Source organism: Aquipuribacter aurantiacus, from assembly GCF_051216895.1.
In the GTDB taxonomy this organism is placed as follows: domain Bacteria; phylum Actinomycetota; class Actinomycetes; order Actinomycetales; family JBBAYJ01; genus Aquipuribacter.
This window is the reverse complement of the sequence record NZ_JBPKAO010000004.1, coordinates 148,746-166,757: the sequence shown is the minus strand read 5'-3', so window position 1 is coordinate 166,757 and position 18,012 is coordinate 148,746. Positions and strand designations below refer to the sequence as shown.

Annotated in this window: 10 protein-coding genes; 6 read left to right on the top strand and 4 right to left on the bottom strand. The window is 75.2% G+C overall.

The window, feature by feature from the left end; translation table 11 throughout:
• Positions 1 to 125: 125 nt before the first annotated feature.
• From ACR80Q_RS07420 to ACR80Q_RS07410, 3 genes are all read left to right on the top strand, one after another.
• Entirely contained in the window at positions 126 to 4,505 is a 4,380-nt protein-coding gene (locus tag ACR80Q_RS07420) for an FtsK/SpoIIIE domain-containing protein (protein WP_435376959.1), read from the top strand.
• A 134-nt stretch (positions 4,506 to 4,639) separates the two neighbouring features.
• The gene (locus ACR80Q_RS07415; RefSeq protein ID WP_435376958.1) at positions 4,640 to 5,122 is read left to right on the top strand and encodes an ATP-binding protein; all 483 of its coding nucleotides are present in this window, start codon (positions 4,640 to 4,642) and stop codon (positions 5,120 to 5,122) included.
• Positions 5,123 to 5,125: 3 nt separating this feature from the next.
• Positions 5,126 to 5,983 (top strand): SigB/SigF/SigG family RNA polymerase sigma factor, encoded by an 858-nt coding sequence (locus ACR80Q_RS07410; protein WP_435376957.1) that lies wholly within the window; start codon positions 5,126 to 5,128, stop codon positions 5,981 to 5,983.
• 34 nt (positions 5,984 to 6,017) lie between these two features.
• On the opposite strand, the gene ACR80Q_RS07405 is transcribed toward ACR80Q_RS07410, so the two are convergent.
• Positions 6,018 to 6,476, bottom strand: a complete 459-nt coding sequence (locus ACR80Q_RS07405) for a hypothetical protein (RefSeq protein ID WP_435376956.1) — start codon at positions 6,474 to 6,476, stop codon at positions 6,018 to 6,020.
• Between the two features lie 419 nt (positions 6,477 to 6,895).
• On the opposite strand from ACR80Q_RS07405, the gene ACR80Q_RS07400 reads away from it, so the two are divergent.
• The gene (locus ACR80Q_RS07400; protein WP_435376955.1) at positions 6,896 to 7,144 is read left to right on the top strand and encodes a WhiB family transcriptional regulator; all 249 of its coding nucleotides are present in this window, start codon (positions 6,896 to 6,898) and stop codon (positions 7,142 to 7,144) included.
• Positions 7,145 to 7,242: 98 nt separating this feature from the next.
• Here the strand turns inward: ACR80Q_RS07400 and ACR80Q_RS07395 are convergent, their stop codons facing one another.
• On the bottom strand, positions 7,243 to 8,760 hold the full coding sequence (locus ACR80Q_RS07395) for a sensor histidine kinase (protein WP_435376954.1): 1,518 nt from the start codon (positions 8,758 to 8,760) through the stop codon (positions 7,243 to 7,245).
• Between the two features lie 21 nt (positions 8,761 to 8,781).
• A complete protein-coding gene (locus ACR80Q_RS07390; protein WP_435376953.1) occupies positions 8,782 to 13,839 on the bottom strand; it encodes an NAD-glutamate dehydrogenase in 5,058 nt (1,685 codons plus the stop codon).
• Between the two features lie 89 nt (positions 13,840 to 13,928).
• Here ACR80Q_RS07390 and ACR80Q_RS07385 point away from each other — a divergent pair, with 89 nt between their 5' ends.
• Both ACR80Q_RS07385 and ACR80Q_RS07380 read left to right on the top strand, forming a co-directional pair.
• Positions 13,929 to 14,411, top strand: a complete 483-nt coding sequence (locus tag ACR80Q_RS07385) for a DUF2505 domain-containing protein (RefSeq protein ID WP_435376952.1) — start codon at positions 13,929 to 13,931, stop codon at positions 14,409 to 14,411.
• A gap of 66 nt (positions 14,412 to 14,477) precedes the next feature.
• A complete protein-coding gene (locus ACR80Q_RS07380) occupies positions 14,478 to 16,205 on the top strand; it encodes a tetratricopeptide repeat-containing diguanylate cyclase (RefSeq protein WP_435376951.1) in 1,728 nt (575 codons plus the stop codon).
• Positions 16,206 to 16,229: 24 nt separating this feature from the next.
• On the opposite strand, the gene pruA is transcribed toward ACR80Q_RS07380, so the two are convergent.
• Positions 16,230 to 17,921 (bottom strand): L-glutamate gamma-semialdehyde dehydrogenase, encoded by a 1,692-nt coding sequence (gene pruA, locus ACR80Q_RS07375; protein WP_435376950.1) that lies wholly within the window; start codon positions 17,919 to 17,921, stop codon positions 16,230 to 16,232.
• Between the last annotated feature and the right edge of the window lie 91 nt (positions 17,922 to 18,012).

Sequence of the window (18,012 nt, the reverse complement as noted above, 5' to 3'; positions counted from 1 at the left end):
CCTGTGGACGACGCCGCGTCGTCCACAGATGTGACGCCACCACCGCCGGCGGCCGTCGACCGGGGCAGTGTCGTCGCAGCGGGACCGGTCGCACGAGGCGCCGGTGCGGGACGAGGGGGTCCGACGTGCGGCTGAGGTGGACGGTGGTCGTGCGCGGCCACCCCGGTGACGACGGGTCCGGGCCGGTCGGTCGACGCGACGTCGTGCTGGACTGCCCGGCCGGGACGACGCTGGCGCAGGTACCGGGCCTCGGTGCGACGGCGGCAGGAGGTCGACCGCCCAGGGTGACGGTGGGCGGCGCCCCCGTCGACCCCCGCACCGCCGTGGTCGGCGCGCCGCCGCTGCTGGACGGCGCGGTGGTCGTGCTGTCCCACGGGGACGGTCCTCGACGACGGAGCCCCCGCAGCACGGGACGCCTGCTGGAGCTCGCGGTGCTGGCGGGCCCGGACGCCGGCACGGTCCACCCGCTGGACGGCGAACGGCTGGTCTGCGGCCGGGCCGTCACCTGCGCCGTCGCGGTCCGGGACCCGCGGATGTCGCGCGAGCACTGCGAGCTCGTGGTCCGCAGCGACGGCGTCCGGCTCGTCGACCTGGGGTCGACGAACGGCACGACCGTGCTCCCTCCGTCCGAGACCTCGCCGCCGGGCGAGGCGGCGGACGTCGAGGGGCCACGGCTGGGCCTCGGGGAGGAGTGCGTCATCGGCGCGAGCCTGGTGACGCTGCGCGCCGTGGCACCCGCGGTCGTCACCACGGCCAGGCCCGCAGGCGACGGCACCCTGCTGCTGCGGAGGTCACCTCGCGTCCACCTCCCGGAGACGGCGACGGTCGTGCAGCTCCCGACCCCGGCCCGGCCTTCTCGCACCACCGGCTTCCCCGTCCTGGCCGTGCTGCTCCCGGCCGCGGCGGCGGGGGGACTGGCCCTGTGGACCGGTTCGGCGGTCTACCTGCTGCTCGCCGCCCTGGGGCCGCTCCTCGTGGCGGGTGGCTGGGTCAGCGCCCGGCGTGAGGCCCGGCGCGACGGCCGGCTCAGTCGAGGAGAGCACGCCCGGACCTGCGCCCGGCTGCACGGGCGGGCCCAGCGAGCGGCCGCGGCGCTGGCCGGGGCCCGCCGGGTCTCGATGCCGGACGCCGACATGCTGCTGCGGCAGGCAGCCGGGCACGGGCCGAGGGTCTGGGAACGCGAGCCAGGTGACGCGGACGCGCTCCGGGTCCGGCTGGGTCGGGCCGCAGGTGACGGCGACGGGCCGCAGGCCGCGTCCCTACGACCGCAGGTCGTGCTGGTGGACCCGGACGGCGTCGAACGGCCGGTGAGCACCCCCGCCGACCTGGTCTCGGTCGACCTGCGTGCCGGTCCGCTCGGGCTCGTCGAGCCGGACGGCGACCCGTCGGTGGCGAGGTTCGTCGTGGGCCAGCTGGCGACGCTCCTCCCCCCAGGAGGGCTCCACGTGCTCCCTGTGCTGGGCGCGCGTGCCCGCGAGCGGTGGCGCTGGCTGACCCTCACCCCGCACGTCCTCGGCACCGTGGACGGGCGGGGTCGGCCCGCACCGGCCGGCGCGGGGGCCAGGACCTGCGCCCGCTGGGTGGGTGACCTGGTCCGGGAACGGACCGCCGCCCGCGGCGGGCCGGCTGCCGCACACCCGGGCCCGTCGGGCAGAACCGCGCTGCTGGTCGTCGTGGACGACCCCGACGGCGAGCTGGCCTCGGGCGAGCTGGCCTGGCTGCCGGACGCCGCGGCGGTCGACGTGCACGTCGTCGTCGTCGCGCCCGACGCCACGATGCTGCCCCGCGGCTGCGGGACGGTCGCGGCGCCCACCGCCCCCGACGGTGTCGAGCTGACCGTGACCGTCGTCGGGGACGGCTCGGCCGCCGTGTGCGTGGCGGACCGGGTGGGGCCGTGGTGGTCGGAACGCCTGGCCCGACACCTGGCCCCGTTGAGGGCTCCGGCCGAGCGTGCGCCGTCGACGCTGCCGGAGCGGGCACCGCTCGACGACCTGCTGGACGGCTCCCCGGCCGCGACGCTCGAGCGGTGGGCGGCGTCGGGCTCCGGTCTGCCGGTCCCGATCGGCATGGGTCGCGCGGGGCCGGTCGTGCTGGACCTGGTCGCGGCCGGGCCGCACGCGCTCGTCGCGGGGACGACGGGGTCGGGCAAGTCCGAGCTGCTCCGGGCCTGGCTGCTGGGGCTGGCCCTGTGCCACCCGCCGGAGCACGTGGCGATGCTCCTGGTCGACTACAAGGGAGGGGCGACCTTCGACGAGCTGTCGCGGTTGCCTCACGTCGTGGGCCTGCTCACCGACCTGGACTCCGGTGCCACGACCCGGGTCCTGCACTCCCTCCGGGCCGAGGTCCGGCGACGGGAGCGGTTGATGGCGGCCTCTGGCGCGCGAGACCTGGACCAGCTGCGAGCCTGGCGCGGTGTGGACCTGCCCCGGTTGCTGGTGGTGGTGGACGAGTTCCGGGTCCTGGCCGAGGACGCACCCGACGTGCTCGCGGAGTTCGTCCGGCTGGCGGCGACGGGTCGCTCCCTGGGGCTGCACCTGGTCCTGGCCACCCAGCGGCCGGCCGGTGTGGTGTCGGCCGACATCCGCGCCAACACCGGGCTGCGCATCGCGCTGCGGGTGCAGGACGTGGGTGAGTCCCGTGACGTCGTCGACCGCCCCGACGCGGCCTGGCTCCCCCACGACCGCCCCGGGCGGGCCGTGGTGGTCGGTGCGGGTGTCGACGAGACCCTTCAAGCCGCATGGGTCGGCGGCGGGGCCGAACCGGGGCCCTCGTTGACGGTGCTGGGTCCGGGGGCCTCCTGGTGGCCCACCCTCGCCGCCCCCGACGGGGACGACGGGGACGACGGGGACAGCGGGCGCGACCCCCGTCGGGGCACCCCCCAGCCGACCCCACAGACCCACGAGGGTGCCGGGGCGGAGGAGGTCGTCGACCAGGTGCTGGCTGCGCTGACGTCGAGCGGTCGCGCACCGGCGGCCTGCCCGTGGCTCCCACCCCTCCCGGCCCGCCTGCGTCGCGGCGACCTGCCCGACGACGGGGGGCCGACCGGGTCGCGGCTGCGGCTGGGCCTGACGGACCTCCCGTGGGCGCAGGCCCGGGGCGAGCTGACCTGGGACCCGGTCCACGACGGTCCCGCCCTGGTCCTCGGCGGCCCGCGCAGCGGCCGGAGCACCACGCTACAGGCGATGGCCCAGGCTGCCGACCGCCTGGAGGTCGCCGTCGTCCGGCTGGACGGTGCCACCGTCGAGGGGGACCACGCTGTCGACGTGCTGATGCGGCTCGCCGAGACACCACCCGACGCGCCTCCGCCCACCCCCGCACCGGCAGGGACCACGGCACCGACGCGGCCCACGACGGCGACGCCTGCGCCTGCGCCTGCAACCACGACCACGACCACGGGGCGGCTGCGGGTGCTGCTGCTGGTCGACGACTGCGACACGGTCCTCGACCCCGCCGCCGATCCCGAGCCGGCCGACCTCCTGCTCCGGGTGCTGCGCTCCGGGCACCGGGCGGGCATCGGGGTGGCCCTGGCGGGCGGCCGGGCGACGGCGGTGTCGAGGCTGGCGGCCGCCACCCGGCTGCGGCTGGTCCACCGCACGGCGGACCCCGCGGACGCCACCCTCGCCGGGGTGCCCGGCGGCGTCCGCGTCGGGGCCGACGTGCCCGGTCGCTGCCTGGTCGTGGGGCTGCCGGTCGACGACCCCACGACCAGGGACGGGCCCTCGGTGGTCGAGGCCCAGGTCCTGGCCCCCGACGGAGCGGACCACGCACCTCCGGGGCGCTCGGACGGGCGAGGAGGCGGGCGAGGAGGCGGGCGAGGCCTCGTGGCGAGCGCCGGGTGGCCGGTCCGTCCGCTGCCGGCCCGTGTCGACGTCACGTCCCTCCCGGTCGCCTCCTCGGCCGGGCTGCCGCTGGGCGTCGTCGCGCCGCAGGGGTCGCCGTGGTGGCTGGAGGTGGGCGCGACCCCTGTCCTGGCCGTCGTCGGACCGGCCCGCAGCGGTCGTAGCACCGCGCTGGCCACGATCCGCCGCCAGGCCCTCGCGGCCGGGGTGCCCACCGCGGGGCTGTCCGACCTCTCCCTGCCCGGGTCCGCCCGCACCTGCCTCGCCGGTGACGACGGCTCGGCCGGCGGTGACGGCCCGCCACCCGCACCGGTCCGGCTCCTGCTCGTGGACGACGTCGAACGCTGCTCCCCCGACGCCCTCCAGCACCTCGAGCAGTGGCTGTCCGGCGGCACCGGTGCCCTGGCCGGGCTGCTCGCCGACGCCGCCACGGTGGTGGTGACCGGGTCGACCGACTGGTTCGCCGGGGAGTTCCGGGGGGTCCCGGCCGTGGTCCGACGGCACGGCTTCGGGGTCGTCCTCGGCGCAGGTCGCACCGACGTGCGCGACGTCCTGGGCTGCCGGGACCCGCTGCGGCAGCGCACCCACCTGCCCGGCCGGGGCGTGCTCGTGGAACGTGGGCGTGCGGCGCGCATCCAGATCGCGCTGGCGGGTACGGCTGGGTAGCCCCACGGGCAGCCGTGCGGTCGTGGTCCGGGGAGCGCCCGGCCCCCGACCGACCGATTTCTCGCGGTACCGAACCCAACCGGTCGTGGCGAGCACTACCGTTCGTCAGACGCCTAGACAGGAGACCCACCCCGATGACGCCCGCCCCCTCGACCCCGCACCAGCGCGACGGCCACGCCCCGGCCGGCGACGCGCAGCCGGGTGACGCGACGGTGCCTGCGCAGCCCGCCGCCACGGCACCGGACGTCGTCGAGCTCGAGCTCCCGGCCGACCCGGCCTACCTGGGGGTCGTGCGCACCGCGTGCGCCGGCCTCGGGGCCCGGCTCGACCTGACCCTCGACGAGATCGAGGACCTGAGGATCGCCGTCGACGAGGCCTGCACCCTGGTGCTGCCGCCCGGCCGGGCCCCCCACGACAACGACGTGCGGCTGCGGGCCACCTTCTCGGTGTCCCGCTCCTCGCTCGCCGTGCGCGTGCACGGGCCCAACCCGCTGCTTCCCGGTGACAGCAGCTACGCCTGGGCCGTCCTGGAGGCCCTGGCCGGTGACGTCGACTCCGGTGTCGAGCCGGCCGGCTCGTGGATCTCGCTCACCCACACCCGCGCGCGAGCGGCCTGACCCGTGGACACCCGCACGCACCTGCCCACCGACTCACCGGACACCGGGCCCGTGCCCGTCGGCACCCCGTCCGACGAGGGGCAGGCGGCGGCGCCGTCCGGTCGCCGCCAGCGGCAGCACTCGGGCCCCGACACCGACCCGCTGCTCGAACGCCTGGCGGTGCTGCCCGAGGACCACCCGGAGCGCACCCACCTGCGCGACACGATCGTCACCAGCCACCTGCCGCTGGTGCACCACATCGCCCGCCGGTTCGCCGGTCGCGGCGAGCCCCATGACGACGTCGTCCAGGTGGGCACGATCGGGCTCATCAAGGCCGTCGACCGGTACGAGCCCGGCCGCGGGGTCCCCTTCGCGGGCTACGCGGTACCGACCGTCACCGGCGAGATCCGCCGCTACTTCCGGGACCGGGCCGGCACCGTCCGCCTGCCCCGCCGCGTCCAGGAGGTCCAGGTCGCCGTCACCCAGTCCCGGGAGGCGCTGACCCACGAGATGGGTCGCACCCCCACCGTGGAGGAGGTAGCCCAGCGCGCCGGGCTGGACACCGACACGGTGCTGGAGGTGCTGGAGAGCGCCTACTCGCTGACCACGGTCCCCCTGGACGTGGACAACGGGGTCAGCGACTCCCTCGGCGAGGAGGACGTCGCGCTGGACGAGGTGCTGACCCGGGAGACGCTGCGGCCGGTCCTGGCCAAGCTCGAGCCCCGCGAACGGCGCATCATCGCGCTGCGCTTCGTCCGGGGCATGTCCCAGGCGCAGATCGCCGAGGAGGTGGGCATCAGCCAGATGCACGTGTCTCGCCTGCTCAGCCGCACCCTCACCCGGCTGCGGGCCGACATGACCCGGCCCGACGCCCCCGGCTGAGCCCGCAACCCCGGCCCTCGGTCGGACGTCCGCCTCAGAGGACCGGGGGGCTGCTGCCGCGCCGGGTGCGGCCGGCCATGAGCACGGCCCCGGCCACACCGGCGACCCCGACCAGGACCGCCAGCAGCGTCAGGCCCCCGACCCGCGGGTTGCTCACCAGCGACAGCACGGCGCGCGAGCCCACGCTGAGCGCCACCAGGACGACCAGCACCTGCACGGTCAGGAAGATGCCGGTCGGCCAGGCCCGCCAGGCCGCGAACCCGCGGGCGACCTCGAGGAGCAGGTAGGCCAGCCCGGCGCAGGCGGCCCCGACGCCCAGACCCAGCACGAGCGAGCCGCCCTGCAGCCCCGTGACCAGGGCCACCACACCGGCCCCCGCCGCGACGAGGGCCTCCAGCAGCGCCACCCCGACGGCGAGCGCGCGGCCCTTCCTCGCCCGGGCGAGGCCGCGGTCGGCGGCGGCGGACGGCGGGTCGGGCAGGTCCTGCGGCATGGCGTCCACGTTAACCGGGGCCTGCGGGCGGGCCGGCACGCGAACCGGATGTTTCAGACCCGGTCAACCTGGGAAAGCCCTGTCAATGGCACAACAGGGCTGGCAGCAGCCTCACGGTGCACCTAGCGTCGTCCTCGCGAGCGGATGACCGGGTGACGACCGGGTCACACCTGGTCGACAGTTCGGTTACAACCGTGTGACGTAGTTGGCACAACTAATTGCGGAACGGGTCTTGTGAAGGCGTTCACGAAGTGGTCTCCTTGTATCAGGACGGCGCGGGAACCTGACGCGCCCATCGAGTGAGCCAGCGGCCCGGGACCCCGGCCGTCGTCACCGGACAGGCCGACCCGGCCTCCGGAGCACACCCCGACGTGAAACTCGCACGGCCTTCCGTGCGTTGACGTGAGATGGAGATGAAGATGGACTGGCGTGACCGTGCAGCCTGCCTCGAAGAGGACCCCGAGCTGTTCTTCCCCATCGGCAACACCGGCCCCGCGATCCTCCAGATCGAGGAGGCCAAGGCTGTCTGCCGCCGCTGCGACGTGGTCGACACCTGCCTCAAGTGGGCCATCGAGTCCGGACAGGACTCGGGCGTCTGGGGCGGGCTGTCCGAGGACGAACGCCGCGCTCTCAAGCGTCGTGCCGCCCGGGCCCGCCGCGCCAGCTGAGCCGACCTCCGGGTCAGCACCCAGCAGCACGGCTCGAGCACCACGAAGGGCGTCCCACCTGCGGGTGGGGCGCCCTTCGTCGTGCCCGGGACCGGCCGTCAGCGCAGCACGACCGCCACGGTGGCGCGGGTGCCGCCGTCGGGACCCGGCCCACGGGTGAACGTGCCGTTGAGCTCGGTCCGGACCAGGTTGTCGACGATGCGGCTGCCCAGACCGGGCTGCGCCGCCGGGTCGATGCCCTGCCCGTCGTCGTCGACGTGGACCACCAGGCGGGCCCCGTCCCGCTCGGCCGTCACCGTCACCGTGCCCGACCCGATCACCCCGACGGGGCCCTCGACCCCCGCCATCGGGAACCCGTGCTCCGCGGCGTTGCTGACCAGCTCGTTGAGCACCAGCACCAGCGGGGTCGCGTCGGCCGCCTGCACCCGGCCGAAGGACCCGTGCCGCTCGAGCCGCACCCGGTGCGGACCCGTCGCGGTGGCCAGCTCCAGGGCGTTGGCCAGGCCGGTGTCCACGACGGAGTCGAACGGCACCGTCTCGTCGATCTCGTGGGCCAGGGTGTCGTAGACCCCGGCGATGGCCGCGATCCGCCGGCCCGCCTCCTGCAGCTCGGCGCGGGCCTCGTCGCTGGAGGTCCGCCGGGCCTGCATCCGCAGCAGCGCCGACACCGTCTGGAGGTTGTTCTTGACCCGGTGGTGGATCTCGCGGATGGTCGCCTCCTTGGTCATCAGCGCCCGCTCGGAGCGCCTCACCTCGGTGACGTCGCGGACGAGCACCAGCGCGCCCACCCGTTCCGGCACCGACCCCGCCCCCCGCATCAGCGGCACCGCCCGCAGCGACAGCACCGACCCGCGCATCTCCAGGTCGCAGCGCCAGGGCGCGCGGCCCATCACCACCAGGGGCAGGGCCTCGTCGACCGGGTCGCGCTCCTGCAGGCTGGCCGTGACGACCTCGGCCAGGCTGCGCCCGCTCACGGTGACGACGCCGACCCGGCGGAACGCCGACACCGCGTTGGGCGAGGCGTAGGTGACCACCCCGTCCGCGTCCATCCGCAGCAGGCCGTCGCCCACGCGGGGGGCGCCGCGGCGCGGGCCGGTCGGCGCGGAGCTGTACGGGTAGGTGCCCTCGGCCAGCATGCCGAGCAGGTGCGAGCCGCTCTCGCGGTACACCAGCTCCAGGCGCCCGGGCGTGCGGGTCGAGCTGGGGTCGGTGCTGCGGGCCACCACCCCGATGACGCCGTTGAGCGCCGCGCCGTCGCGGCGGCGGACCGGGAACAGGTCGACCTGCCAGGGCTGGTCCTCCATCAACGGTGGCTGCGCGTCGCCGGAAGGGGCCTCGGGGTCCGCGGTCCCCGATGCCACCGCGTCCAGACGGCCCGTCAGCCCCGGCCGGGCCACCGTCCCCACGACGTCGTCGTAGAACACCGTGGCCCAGGTGCTGGGCCGGGCGTGGGCGACCGCGGACCAGCCGCCGGAGCGGTCACGGACCCAGAGCACCAGGTCGGCGAAGCACAGGTCGGAGACCAGCTGCCAGTCCCCCACCAGGGTCCGCAGCCACTCGACGTCCGGTTCCTCGACGTCGGCGTGGCGGCGGACGATGTCGGTGATGGTGGTCACGCGGGCATCATGACGCAGTCCTCAGCGTGCGTCGTCGGCCGTCCCGCTCTTGACCACGCTGCGCAGCGTCCGCAGCGCGACCGACAGCGGCGCCAGGTCGTGCCCGGACAACCGCTGGACCTCGTCCAGGGTGACCCGCGCCCGGTCCAGGGCCGCCGTGTTGGCCGACTCCCACGACTCGATCCGCGCCTTGGCGTCGCCGGACGTCGTGCGGACCACGGAGGTCGTCAGCTCCTCCAGCGCCGCGTACAGGTCGTAGCGCAGCGCCGCCCGGGCCAGCGACTGCCACCGGTCGGAGCGGGGCAGGGACGTGATCCGGGTCAGCACGCCGTCGACGGCGTACCGGTCGGACAGGGCGAAGTAGACCGCGACGACGTCCTCGGCCGGCTCCCCCTCCCGCAGCGAGATCTCGGCGACGTCGAGCAGGCAGAACTCCTCGAGGAACCCGGCGGAGCGCTCCGCCAGGGGCTGCGGCACGCCCTGCTCCACCAGCTCGTCGGTCCGGGCCGTCATGTCCCGGCCCTCCTGCCCCGCCACGGCGTCGCGCAGGGCGCCCCGCAGCGACGCGACGACCGGCGCGAACCGGGCGATCTCCGCCTCGACGTCCAGCGGGTCGGGCCGGTTCTGCAGCAGCCACCGGCAGGCGCGGTCCAGCAGCCGCCGGAACGACAGCAGCAGCTCCAGGCGCACCGGGGTCGGCAGCGAGGCCGCCTGCTCGGCCACGTCGGCGTGCCACTGCTCCTGCCCGAACACCTCCCGCGCCACCGCCCAGGCCCGGACCGCCCGGTCGGGCGAGGCGTTGAGCTCCTCGCCGAGGCGGAACACGAACGTGGTCCCCGAGGAGTTGAGGACGGCGTTGGCCAGCGACGTCGCCACGATCTCGCGGCGCAGCGGGTGCGTGCTGACCTGGTGCGGGTACTGCTCGCGCAGCCGCGGCGGGAAGTAGTCGACCAGGTAGCGCTCCGACCAGGCCTCGTCGGGCACGGTGGAGCCCACCAGCTGCGCGGTGAGGGTGAGCTTGCTGTACGCCGACACGACGGCCAGCTCGGGCGAGACCAGGCCGCGACGGCCCTCGGCCCGCTCCTCCCAGCCCAGCTCGTCCGGCAGGAACTCCAGCGCCGCGTCCAGCGCCCCCGACGAGGTCAGGTGCTGCACGAACCGGCGGTGGACCGGGAGCATCTCCACCGCCTGGTGGCGGGCGTTGCCCAGCTGCACGTTGGCCTCGACGTTGTGCCGGAGCACACCCGCGGCCACGTCGTCGGTCATGTCCACCAGCAGCGCGTCGCGCTGCTTGTCCGTCAGGTCGCCCGCGGCCACCACCCGGTCCAGGAGGATCTTGATGTTGACCTCGTGGTCGCTGGTGTCCACGCCCGCGGAGTTGTCGATGGCGTCGGTGTTCAGACGGACCCCCGACCGGGCGGCCTCGACCCGACCGCGCTGGGTCAGGCCGAGGTTGCCGCCCTCCCCCACCACGCGGCAGCGCAGGTCCACCCCGTCCACGCGCAGCGCGTCGTTGGCCTTGTCCCCCACCTGGGCGTGGGACTCGTCGGAGGCCTTGACGTAGGTGCCGATCCCGCCGTTCCACAGCAGGTCCACCGGGGCTCGCAGCGCGGCCCGGATGACCTCGGTGGGGGTGAGCGTGGTCTCCTTCGCGGCCAGCCCGACGGCGGCCGCCGCCTCCGCGGACAGCGTCACCGACTTGGCGCTGCGGCTCAGGACCGCGCCACCGGCGGACAGCAGCGAGGTGTCGTAGTCGGCCCAGGACGAGCGCGGCAGCGCGAACAGCCGCTCCCGCTCGACGTAGGACGTGCCGGGGTCCGGGTCGGGGTCGATGAACACGTGCCGGTGGTCGAACGCGACCACCAGCCGTGTCGCCCGCGACAGCAGCATGCCGTTGCCGAACACGTCCCCGCTCATGTCGCCGATGCCGACGACCGTGAACGGGTCGGTGTCCACGTCGCGGCCCAGCTCGTCGAAGTGGAACCGGACGCTCTCCCACGCCCCGCGCGCCGTGATCCCCATGGCCTTGTGGTCGTAGCCCTTGGACCCGCCCGAGGCGAACGCGTCGCCCAGCCAGAACCCGCGCTCCACCGCGATGGCGTTGGCCACGTCGGAGAACGCCGCCGTGCCCTTGTCCGCCGCGACGACCAGGTAGGAGTCGTCGCCGTCGTGCCGGACCACCCGCGACGGCGGGACCACCGGCGCCGGGTCGGTCCCGGCGGTCAGGTCACGGTCGTCCGTGACGTCGAGCATGGCCCTGATGAAGGTCCGGTAGCACTCCTTGCCCGCCTCGTACCAGGCCTCACGGTCCTTGGTCGGGTCGGGCAGCCGCTTGCCGACGAAGCCGCCCTTGGCCCCGGTCGGGACGATGACGACGTTCTTGACCTGCTGCGCCTTGACCAAGCCGAGCACCTCGGTCCGGAAGTCCTCCTGCCGGTCCGACCAGCGCAGCCCGCCCCGGGCGACCGCGCCGAAGCGCAGGTGCACGCCCTCGACGTCGGGCCCGCACACCCAGATCTCGTGGGCGGGGCGCGGCTCCGGCAGGTCGGGGACCTGCTGCGGGTCGAGCTTGACCGCCACCGTCGGCCGCGGGCGCCCGTCGGGGCCGGGCCGGTAGAAGTTGGTCCGCTGGGTCGCGACCATCGTGGCCAGCAGCGCGCGCAGGATGCGGTCCTGGGTCAGGTTGTCGACGTCCTCCAGGGCCTGCTCGACGGCGGAGACGGCGCGCTCGGTCGCGCCGAGACGGGCCGGGTTGGGGTGCTGGCCGTCCGCCTGAGCGAACCGGTCGGGCGCGAACCGGGTCTCGAACACCGCGACCAGGAGCCGGGCGACCTCGGGGTTGGACGACAGGACGGCGGCGATGTAGTCCTCGGAGAACGTCGTCCCGGTCTGACGCAGGTAGCGGGCGTAGGTGCGGAGCACCACCACCTGGCGCCAGGTCAGACCGGCCCGCAGCACCAGCCGGTCGAACCGGTCGGACTCGCTCGTCCCCGTCCACGCCGACGTGAACGCCTCGGTGAAGCGGCGGGCCAGGCGGGCCGGGTCGGTCGTGGTCCCGGGCTCGACCGCGACCGACGGCAGGTGCAGCCCGAAGTCGTAGACCCAGTGGTCGACCACCTCGTCGGCGGCCCGGCCGTCGGCGTCGTCGCTGCGCAGGTGGTACGGCCGCTGGTCGACGACCTCGACCCCCAGGTGGTCGAAGAACGGCAGCACCTCCGACAGGCCCAGCTTCTCCCGGCGGTACAGCTTGAGCCGCGACGTGCGCGCGGGCGAGCCCACCGGGGAGTACAGCAGCAGGTCGATCTCGGCCGCGGAGCCGCTCGCGCGCTCCATCGCCTCCAGCCGCACCAGGTCGCCGACGGCGACCCGGGCCGAGGTGTCCTCCTTGTAGCCCTCCGGCAGCGTCGCCGCCCAGCGGCGGCTCATCCGCACGGCCTCGGCCTCGCCCAGCTCGGCGCGCAGCCCGTCGGCCAGGTCCTCCTCCCACGTGCGGGTCGCGGCGACCAGCCGCTGCTCCACGAGGTCCAGGTCCACCGGCCGGCCGCTGTCGCGGTCGCCCAGCCGCACCACGAAGTGCAGCCGGGCCAGCACCGACTCCGACACCCGCGCCGCGTGCTCGACGTAGCTGCCCCCGAACGCCTGCAGCAGCACGTCCTGCATGACCAGGCGGACCTCGGTCGTGTACCGGTCCCGAGGCAGGTAGACCAGGCAGGACACGTACCGGCCGAAGTCGTCGTGGCGGACGAACAGCCGGGTCCGACGACGCTCCTGCAGCTGCAGCACGCCGAGGCTGATCCGGGTGAGGGTCTCCACGTCGGAGGCGAACAGCTCGTCCCGCGGGTAGGTCTCCAGGATGGTCAGCAGGTCCTTGCCGGAGTGCGTCCGGGGGCCGAACCCCGACGTCGCGAGCACCGTGGCGACCTTGCGGTCCACCACGGGCACCAGGCTCACGCTCTGGGTGTACGCCGCCGACGACAGCAGCCCGAGGAACCGTTGCTCCCCCACGACCTCGCCCGTGGAGTCGTAGACCTTGACCCCGACGTAGTCCAGGTAGGTCGAGCGGTGGACCGTGGCGCGGCTGTTGGCCTTGGTCAGGACCAGGACGTCGTGCCGGCGGGCGTGCGCGGTGACGGTCGGGCTCAGCGGGTTGACGGTGGGCCGCTCGTCGCCCTGACGCATGATGCCCAGGCCCGTGCCGGGCACGGACTCCAGCACCGCGGTGTCGTCGGAGCGGCCGGGGCGCAGCGCGTACTCCCGGTAGCCCAGGAAGGTGAAGTGCTCGTCGGCCAGCCACCGCAGCAGCCGCGCCGCCTCGGCGCCGTCCTCCGGGTCCAACGCCCCGGCCGGCAGCCGCCCGGCCAGCTCGTCGACGTCGGCGGCCAGCTCCCGGGCCTTGTCGCGCATGGTCGGCCAGTCCTCGACCGCGGCGCGCACGTCACCCAGCACGCCCTGCAGGGCCAGGGCGAGGCGGGAGTCCGGGTCGTCCTGCGCGCGCTCGTCGTCGCCGGTGCCGGGGCGGTCGTCCCCGTCCTGCGACCCGTCGTCGCCGACCTCCCCGCGTGCCGGGGACAACCGGCCCGGGGCCGACCGGTCGATCTCCGCGTGGATCCAGGACTCGACGACGACGTCCTCGCCGACCGTGGACGGGTCGGTCTCGCCGTGCGTGACGTCCAGGACGTCCAGCAGCGTCCCGTCCTCGTCCCGGCGGACCACGACCTGGGGGTGCACGACCAGGTGGATGCCCCTCCCGGCCCGGGACAGCTCGTTGGTGACGGAGTCGACCAGGAAGGGCATGTCGTCGGTGACGACGTGGACGACGCTGTGGGCGGTGGTCCAGCCGTCGTGCTCGACCGTCGGGGTGAACACCCGGACGAGCGAGGTCCCCGCCGGGCGGGAGGCCGCCAGGCTGCGGTGGGCCAGCACGGCACCGCAGACGTCCGTCGGGTCACGGTCGACGAGGTCCTCGTCGGACACGTCGGCGAAGTACCCCGCCAGCAGCACCTCGTCGCCCCGCGAGCAGCCCCGCTCCTTCGCGATGGCGTCGGCTCGTCCCAGCAGTGCCGCACGTTCGTCGACCATCCCCCGACCGTAGTGCCGGACGGCGTCCGGCACGCCCCCGGCGCGGGAGTGCGCGGCCAGGACGGTCCGCTCTGCTCTACCGTCGGGGGGTGGACATCCGGACGACGCTGCACTGGCCCGCTCCTCCCGCCGACGTGGTCGCCGCTCGCTGCGACCCGGGCTACCTGGAGGTCCTGGCCCGACGCACCGGGGCGATCGAGCACTCCGTGGAGGTCGACGGCCTGCGGACCGTCGTCCGCCGGGTGATGCCGACCGACCGGTTCCCCGACTTCGCCCGCAAGATGACCGGTGAGCGCCTCACGCTGGTGGAGACGACCACCTGGCACGCCGAGGCCGATCCGGACGGCGCCCGCCGGGCCGACGTGGCCATGCACGTGGAGGGGGCGCCGGTGACCTCGGCGAGCTCCACCGTCGTCCGCCCCGAGGGCGACGGCGCCGTCGAGCAGGTGACCGGCCAGGTCACGGCCAAGGTGCCCCTGGTCGGCGGCCGGATCGAGAAGGCCGTCGCCCCCGCGCTCGACGCCGCCCTGGAGGCGCAGGTCGACGCCTACCGGGAGTGGAAGGGTCTGTGACCGCCCGGTGAGAGGGCAGCGCGGGAGGGGTCGCGTGGCCGGGACCGGCCGCACCGACCGGAGCCGGTGAGCGCACCCGGGTCGGTCGCGCCCGCGGACGGGCCGGACGGGACGGTGCTGACCGTCGAGGACCTCGCGGCGGTCGACGCGCGCGCCCGCGAGCTGCTCGGCGAGGACCCGCAGGCGGCCGACGACCTGCTGACCGCCACCCTGGAGCACCTCGACCGGGCGACGACGGTCGGCCCGGAGCGGGCAGGGGTGTCCGTCGAGGTCGACCTGTCCCACTGGCGCGCCCAGCTGCTGTACGCCCGGTCGGCCCAGCGCCACTACCGCAACGAGCCGAAGGCGCTGGCCGACCTGCAGCAGGCCGCGCAGATCGTCGACCCCCGCACCAGCCCCCTGCTGGCGGCCCTCGTCCTGAACGGGCGCGCCATCTGGGAGGGCTTCGAGGGGCGCATCGAGGACCAGATCGGCACCCTCACCCACGCGCTGGAGATCGTCCAGCGGGCCGACCGCGAGCGATCGGTGGCGGTCCGGGCCGCCGTGCGCATCAACCTGGCCGAGATCCTCGCCGACCTGGGCGACATCGAGCGGGCGCTGTCGCTGCTGACCGCCGCCATGCCGGACAGCCGGCTGCTGAACGACCCCGAGCAGCTGGAGCAGATCCACTCGACCGCCGTCACGGTCGCCGGGCTGTGGCTGGTCCGCCCCGACGGGGTCGAGCGAGCCCCGCAGGAACGTCGGGCGGAGCTGGAGCGGGACGTCCAGCTGTGGGCCGCCGCCGCCGCCGAGGCCGGCGAGGCCGCGGCGGCCCGGGACCCGCTGCTGTCCAACCGGCGTCACGCCGTCTACGCGGCCGCCCGCGCCGCCCACGTGCGCGGCGACCTGCCCCGGGCCCTGGAGCTGGTGGAGGAGGCGGTGAGGCTGACGGCCGAGCGCGGCGAGCCCGACCACCTCATCCGCTGCCGGGCGCTGGCCGGTGAGCTGCTGGTGTCGATGGGCCGCCCCGCGGAGGCGCTGGCCCAGCTCGAGGAGGTCGTGGAGGGCCGGGGGGTCATCACCACCGCGTTCCAGCTGACGGCCTGGTACCTGGTGGCGGACTGCCTGGAGGCCCTGGGACGGCACCGCGAGGCGATCGCGGCCCTGCACGAGTACGTCCGGCACAGCGGGGTGTCCCGGGACGTCCGGCTGCGCAACACGGCCTCGATGGCCGCGGTGACGGTGATGCGGGAGCGGGCCGAGGCGGAGCGCGACCTGGCCCGCGAGGACAGCCGGCACGCGAGCCGGCTGGCGCGGATGGACCCGCTGACCGGGGTCGGCAACCGGCTGGCCTTCGAGGACGCGCTGTCGTCGTTGGCCGCCGGGGGACGGACCACGTACCTGGCGCTGCTGGACCTGGACCACTTCAAGGTGGTCAACGACGTGCACGGGCACCTGGTGGGCGACGAGGTGCTGCGGGCGTCGGCGGCCACGATGAACGACCGGCTGCTGGCGGGCGACCCCCGGGCCCAGCTGTTCCGGATCGGCGGGGAGGAGTTCGCGGCCGTGCTCGGCCACGACGAGCCGGGGGGGACCGGCAAGGCGCTGGCCACGCTGGAGGACGTCCGCCGGGCCGTGGCGCGCCAGGAGGTGCGCACGGGCGGTTCGACCATCACCTTGACGGTGTCGGCCGGGCTGGCCGTGGGCACGGTGGGCGCGGCCGGCGACCGCAGCCACCGCGCCCTGCTGAGCCACGCCGACCAGAACCTGTACCGCGCCAAGCGGCGCGGCCGGGACCGGGTCGTCGCGGACTGACCCGCACGACCCGGCCCGCCGGGCTCAGCCCATGTGCGGGTAGCGGTGGTCCGTCGGGGCCACGAAGGTCTCCTTGATGGTCCGGGGCGACACCCAGCGCAGCAGGTTGTGGACCGCGCCGGCCTTGTCGTTGGTCCCCGAGGCGCGCCCGCCGCCGAACGGCTGCTGCCCCACGACGGCCCCGGTCGGCTTGTCGTTGACGTAGAAGTTGCCCGCCGCGAACCGCAGGGTCGACATCGCCTCCTCCACCGCGTACCGGTCCCGCGAGATCACGGCGCCGGTCAGCGCGTAGGGCGCCACGGACTCCATCTGGGCCAGCATCTGCGACCATGCCCCCGGTCGGGAGTCGTCCCACACGTGGACGGCCAGCACCGGGCCGAAGTACTCCGTGGAGAACACCTCGTCGTCCGCGTCGGCGACCTCCAGCACCGTCGGTCGGACGAAGAAGCCCTCGGAGTCGTCGTACGTGCCGCCCGCCAGCACCTCGATGCCGGTGCTGCCGTGCGCCCGGTCGACCGCGGCCGCGTTGCGCGCGAAGGAACGGGCGTCGATGACCGCCCCGCCGAAGTTGTCCAGGTCGTCCACCGGCCCGTACGTCAGGGAGTCGGTGGTGGCCGCCAGCGCGTCGCGCACGCCGGCCCGCCACAGCGACGCCGGGACGTACGCCCGGCTCGCGGCCGAGCACTTCTGGCCCTGGTACTCGAAGGCACCGCGGACCAGCGCGGTGACCAGGACGTCGGGGTCGGCGCTGGGGTGGGCCACGACGAAGTCCTTGCCGCCGGTCTCCCCCACCAGGCGCGGGTAGGAGCGGTAGGAGGCGATGTTCTCCCCGACGCTGCGCCACAGGTGCTGGAACGTGGGGGTGGAGCCGGTGAAGTGGATGCCGGCCAGGTCGGGCGCCGCCAGCAGGACGTCGCTGACCGCGAGGCCGTCCCCGGTGAGCAGGCTGATGACACCGTCCGGCAGGCCCGCCTCGCGCAGCAGCTGCATGGTGAGCACCGCCGCGAGGGTCTGGGTCGGCGACGCCTTCCAGATCACCGTGTTGCCCATCAGCGCCGGCGCCGTGGGCAGGTTGCCGGCGATGGCGGTGAAGTTGAACGGCGTGATCGCGTAGACCGGGCCCTCGAGCGGGCGGTGGTCGAGCCGGTTCCACACCCCGTCGGAGTTGCGCGGCGGCTGCTCGGCGAGCATCTGGCGGGCGTAGTGGACGTTGAACCGCCAGAAGTCGGCGAGCTCGCAGGCCGCGTCGATCTCGGCCTGCTGCGCCGTCTTGGACTGCCCGAGCATGGTGGCGGCGTTGATCCTGGCCCGCCAGGGACCCACCAGCAGGTCCGCCGCGCGCAGCAGGATCGCGGCGCGGGCGTCGAACGGCAGGCGCCGCCACGGTCCGGCGGCCTCCCGCGAGACCCGCAGCGCCTGCTCCGCGTCGGCGTGGGTGGCACCGTGTCCCCGGCCCAGGACGTGGGAGTGCCGGTCGGGACGCACGACGTCGAAGGGCTCGCCGCCGCCCATCCGGACGTCGGAACCGATGAACACCGGCAGCTCGGTCACCTCACCGGACAGCTCGCGCAGCGCCTGCTCCAGCGAGGACCGCTCGGTCGAGCCCGGCGCGTAGCCGAGCACGGGTTCGTTGCGCGGCGGCGGGGGCGTGCTGACCCCGTCGAAGCCGCCGCCGGGGGCGTCGGTCGGGGCGGGCGGGTGCTGGGGGCTGCTCATGCCCGCACGCTACGCGTCCGGGCGACCACGTCAACGCCTGCGGGCAGGGCCGTCCGGGCGCCGCGGGGCCCGATCCGGGCACACCGGGCGC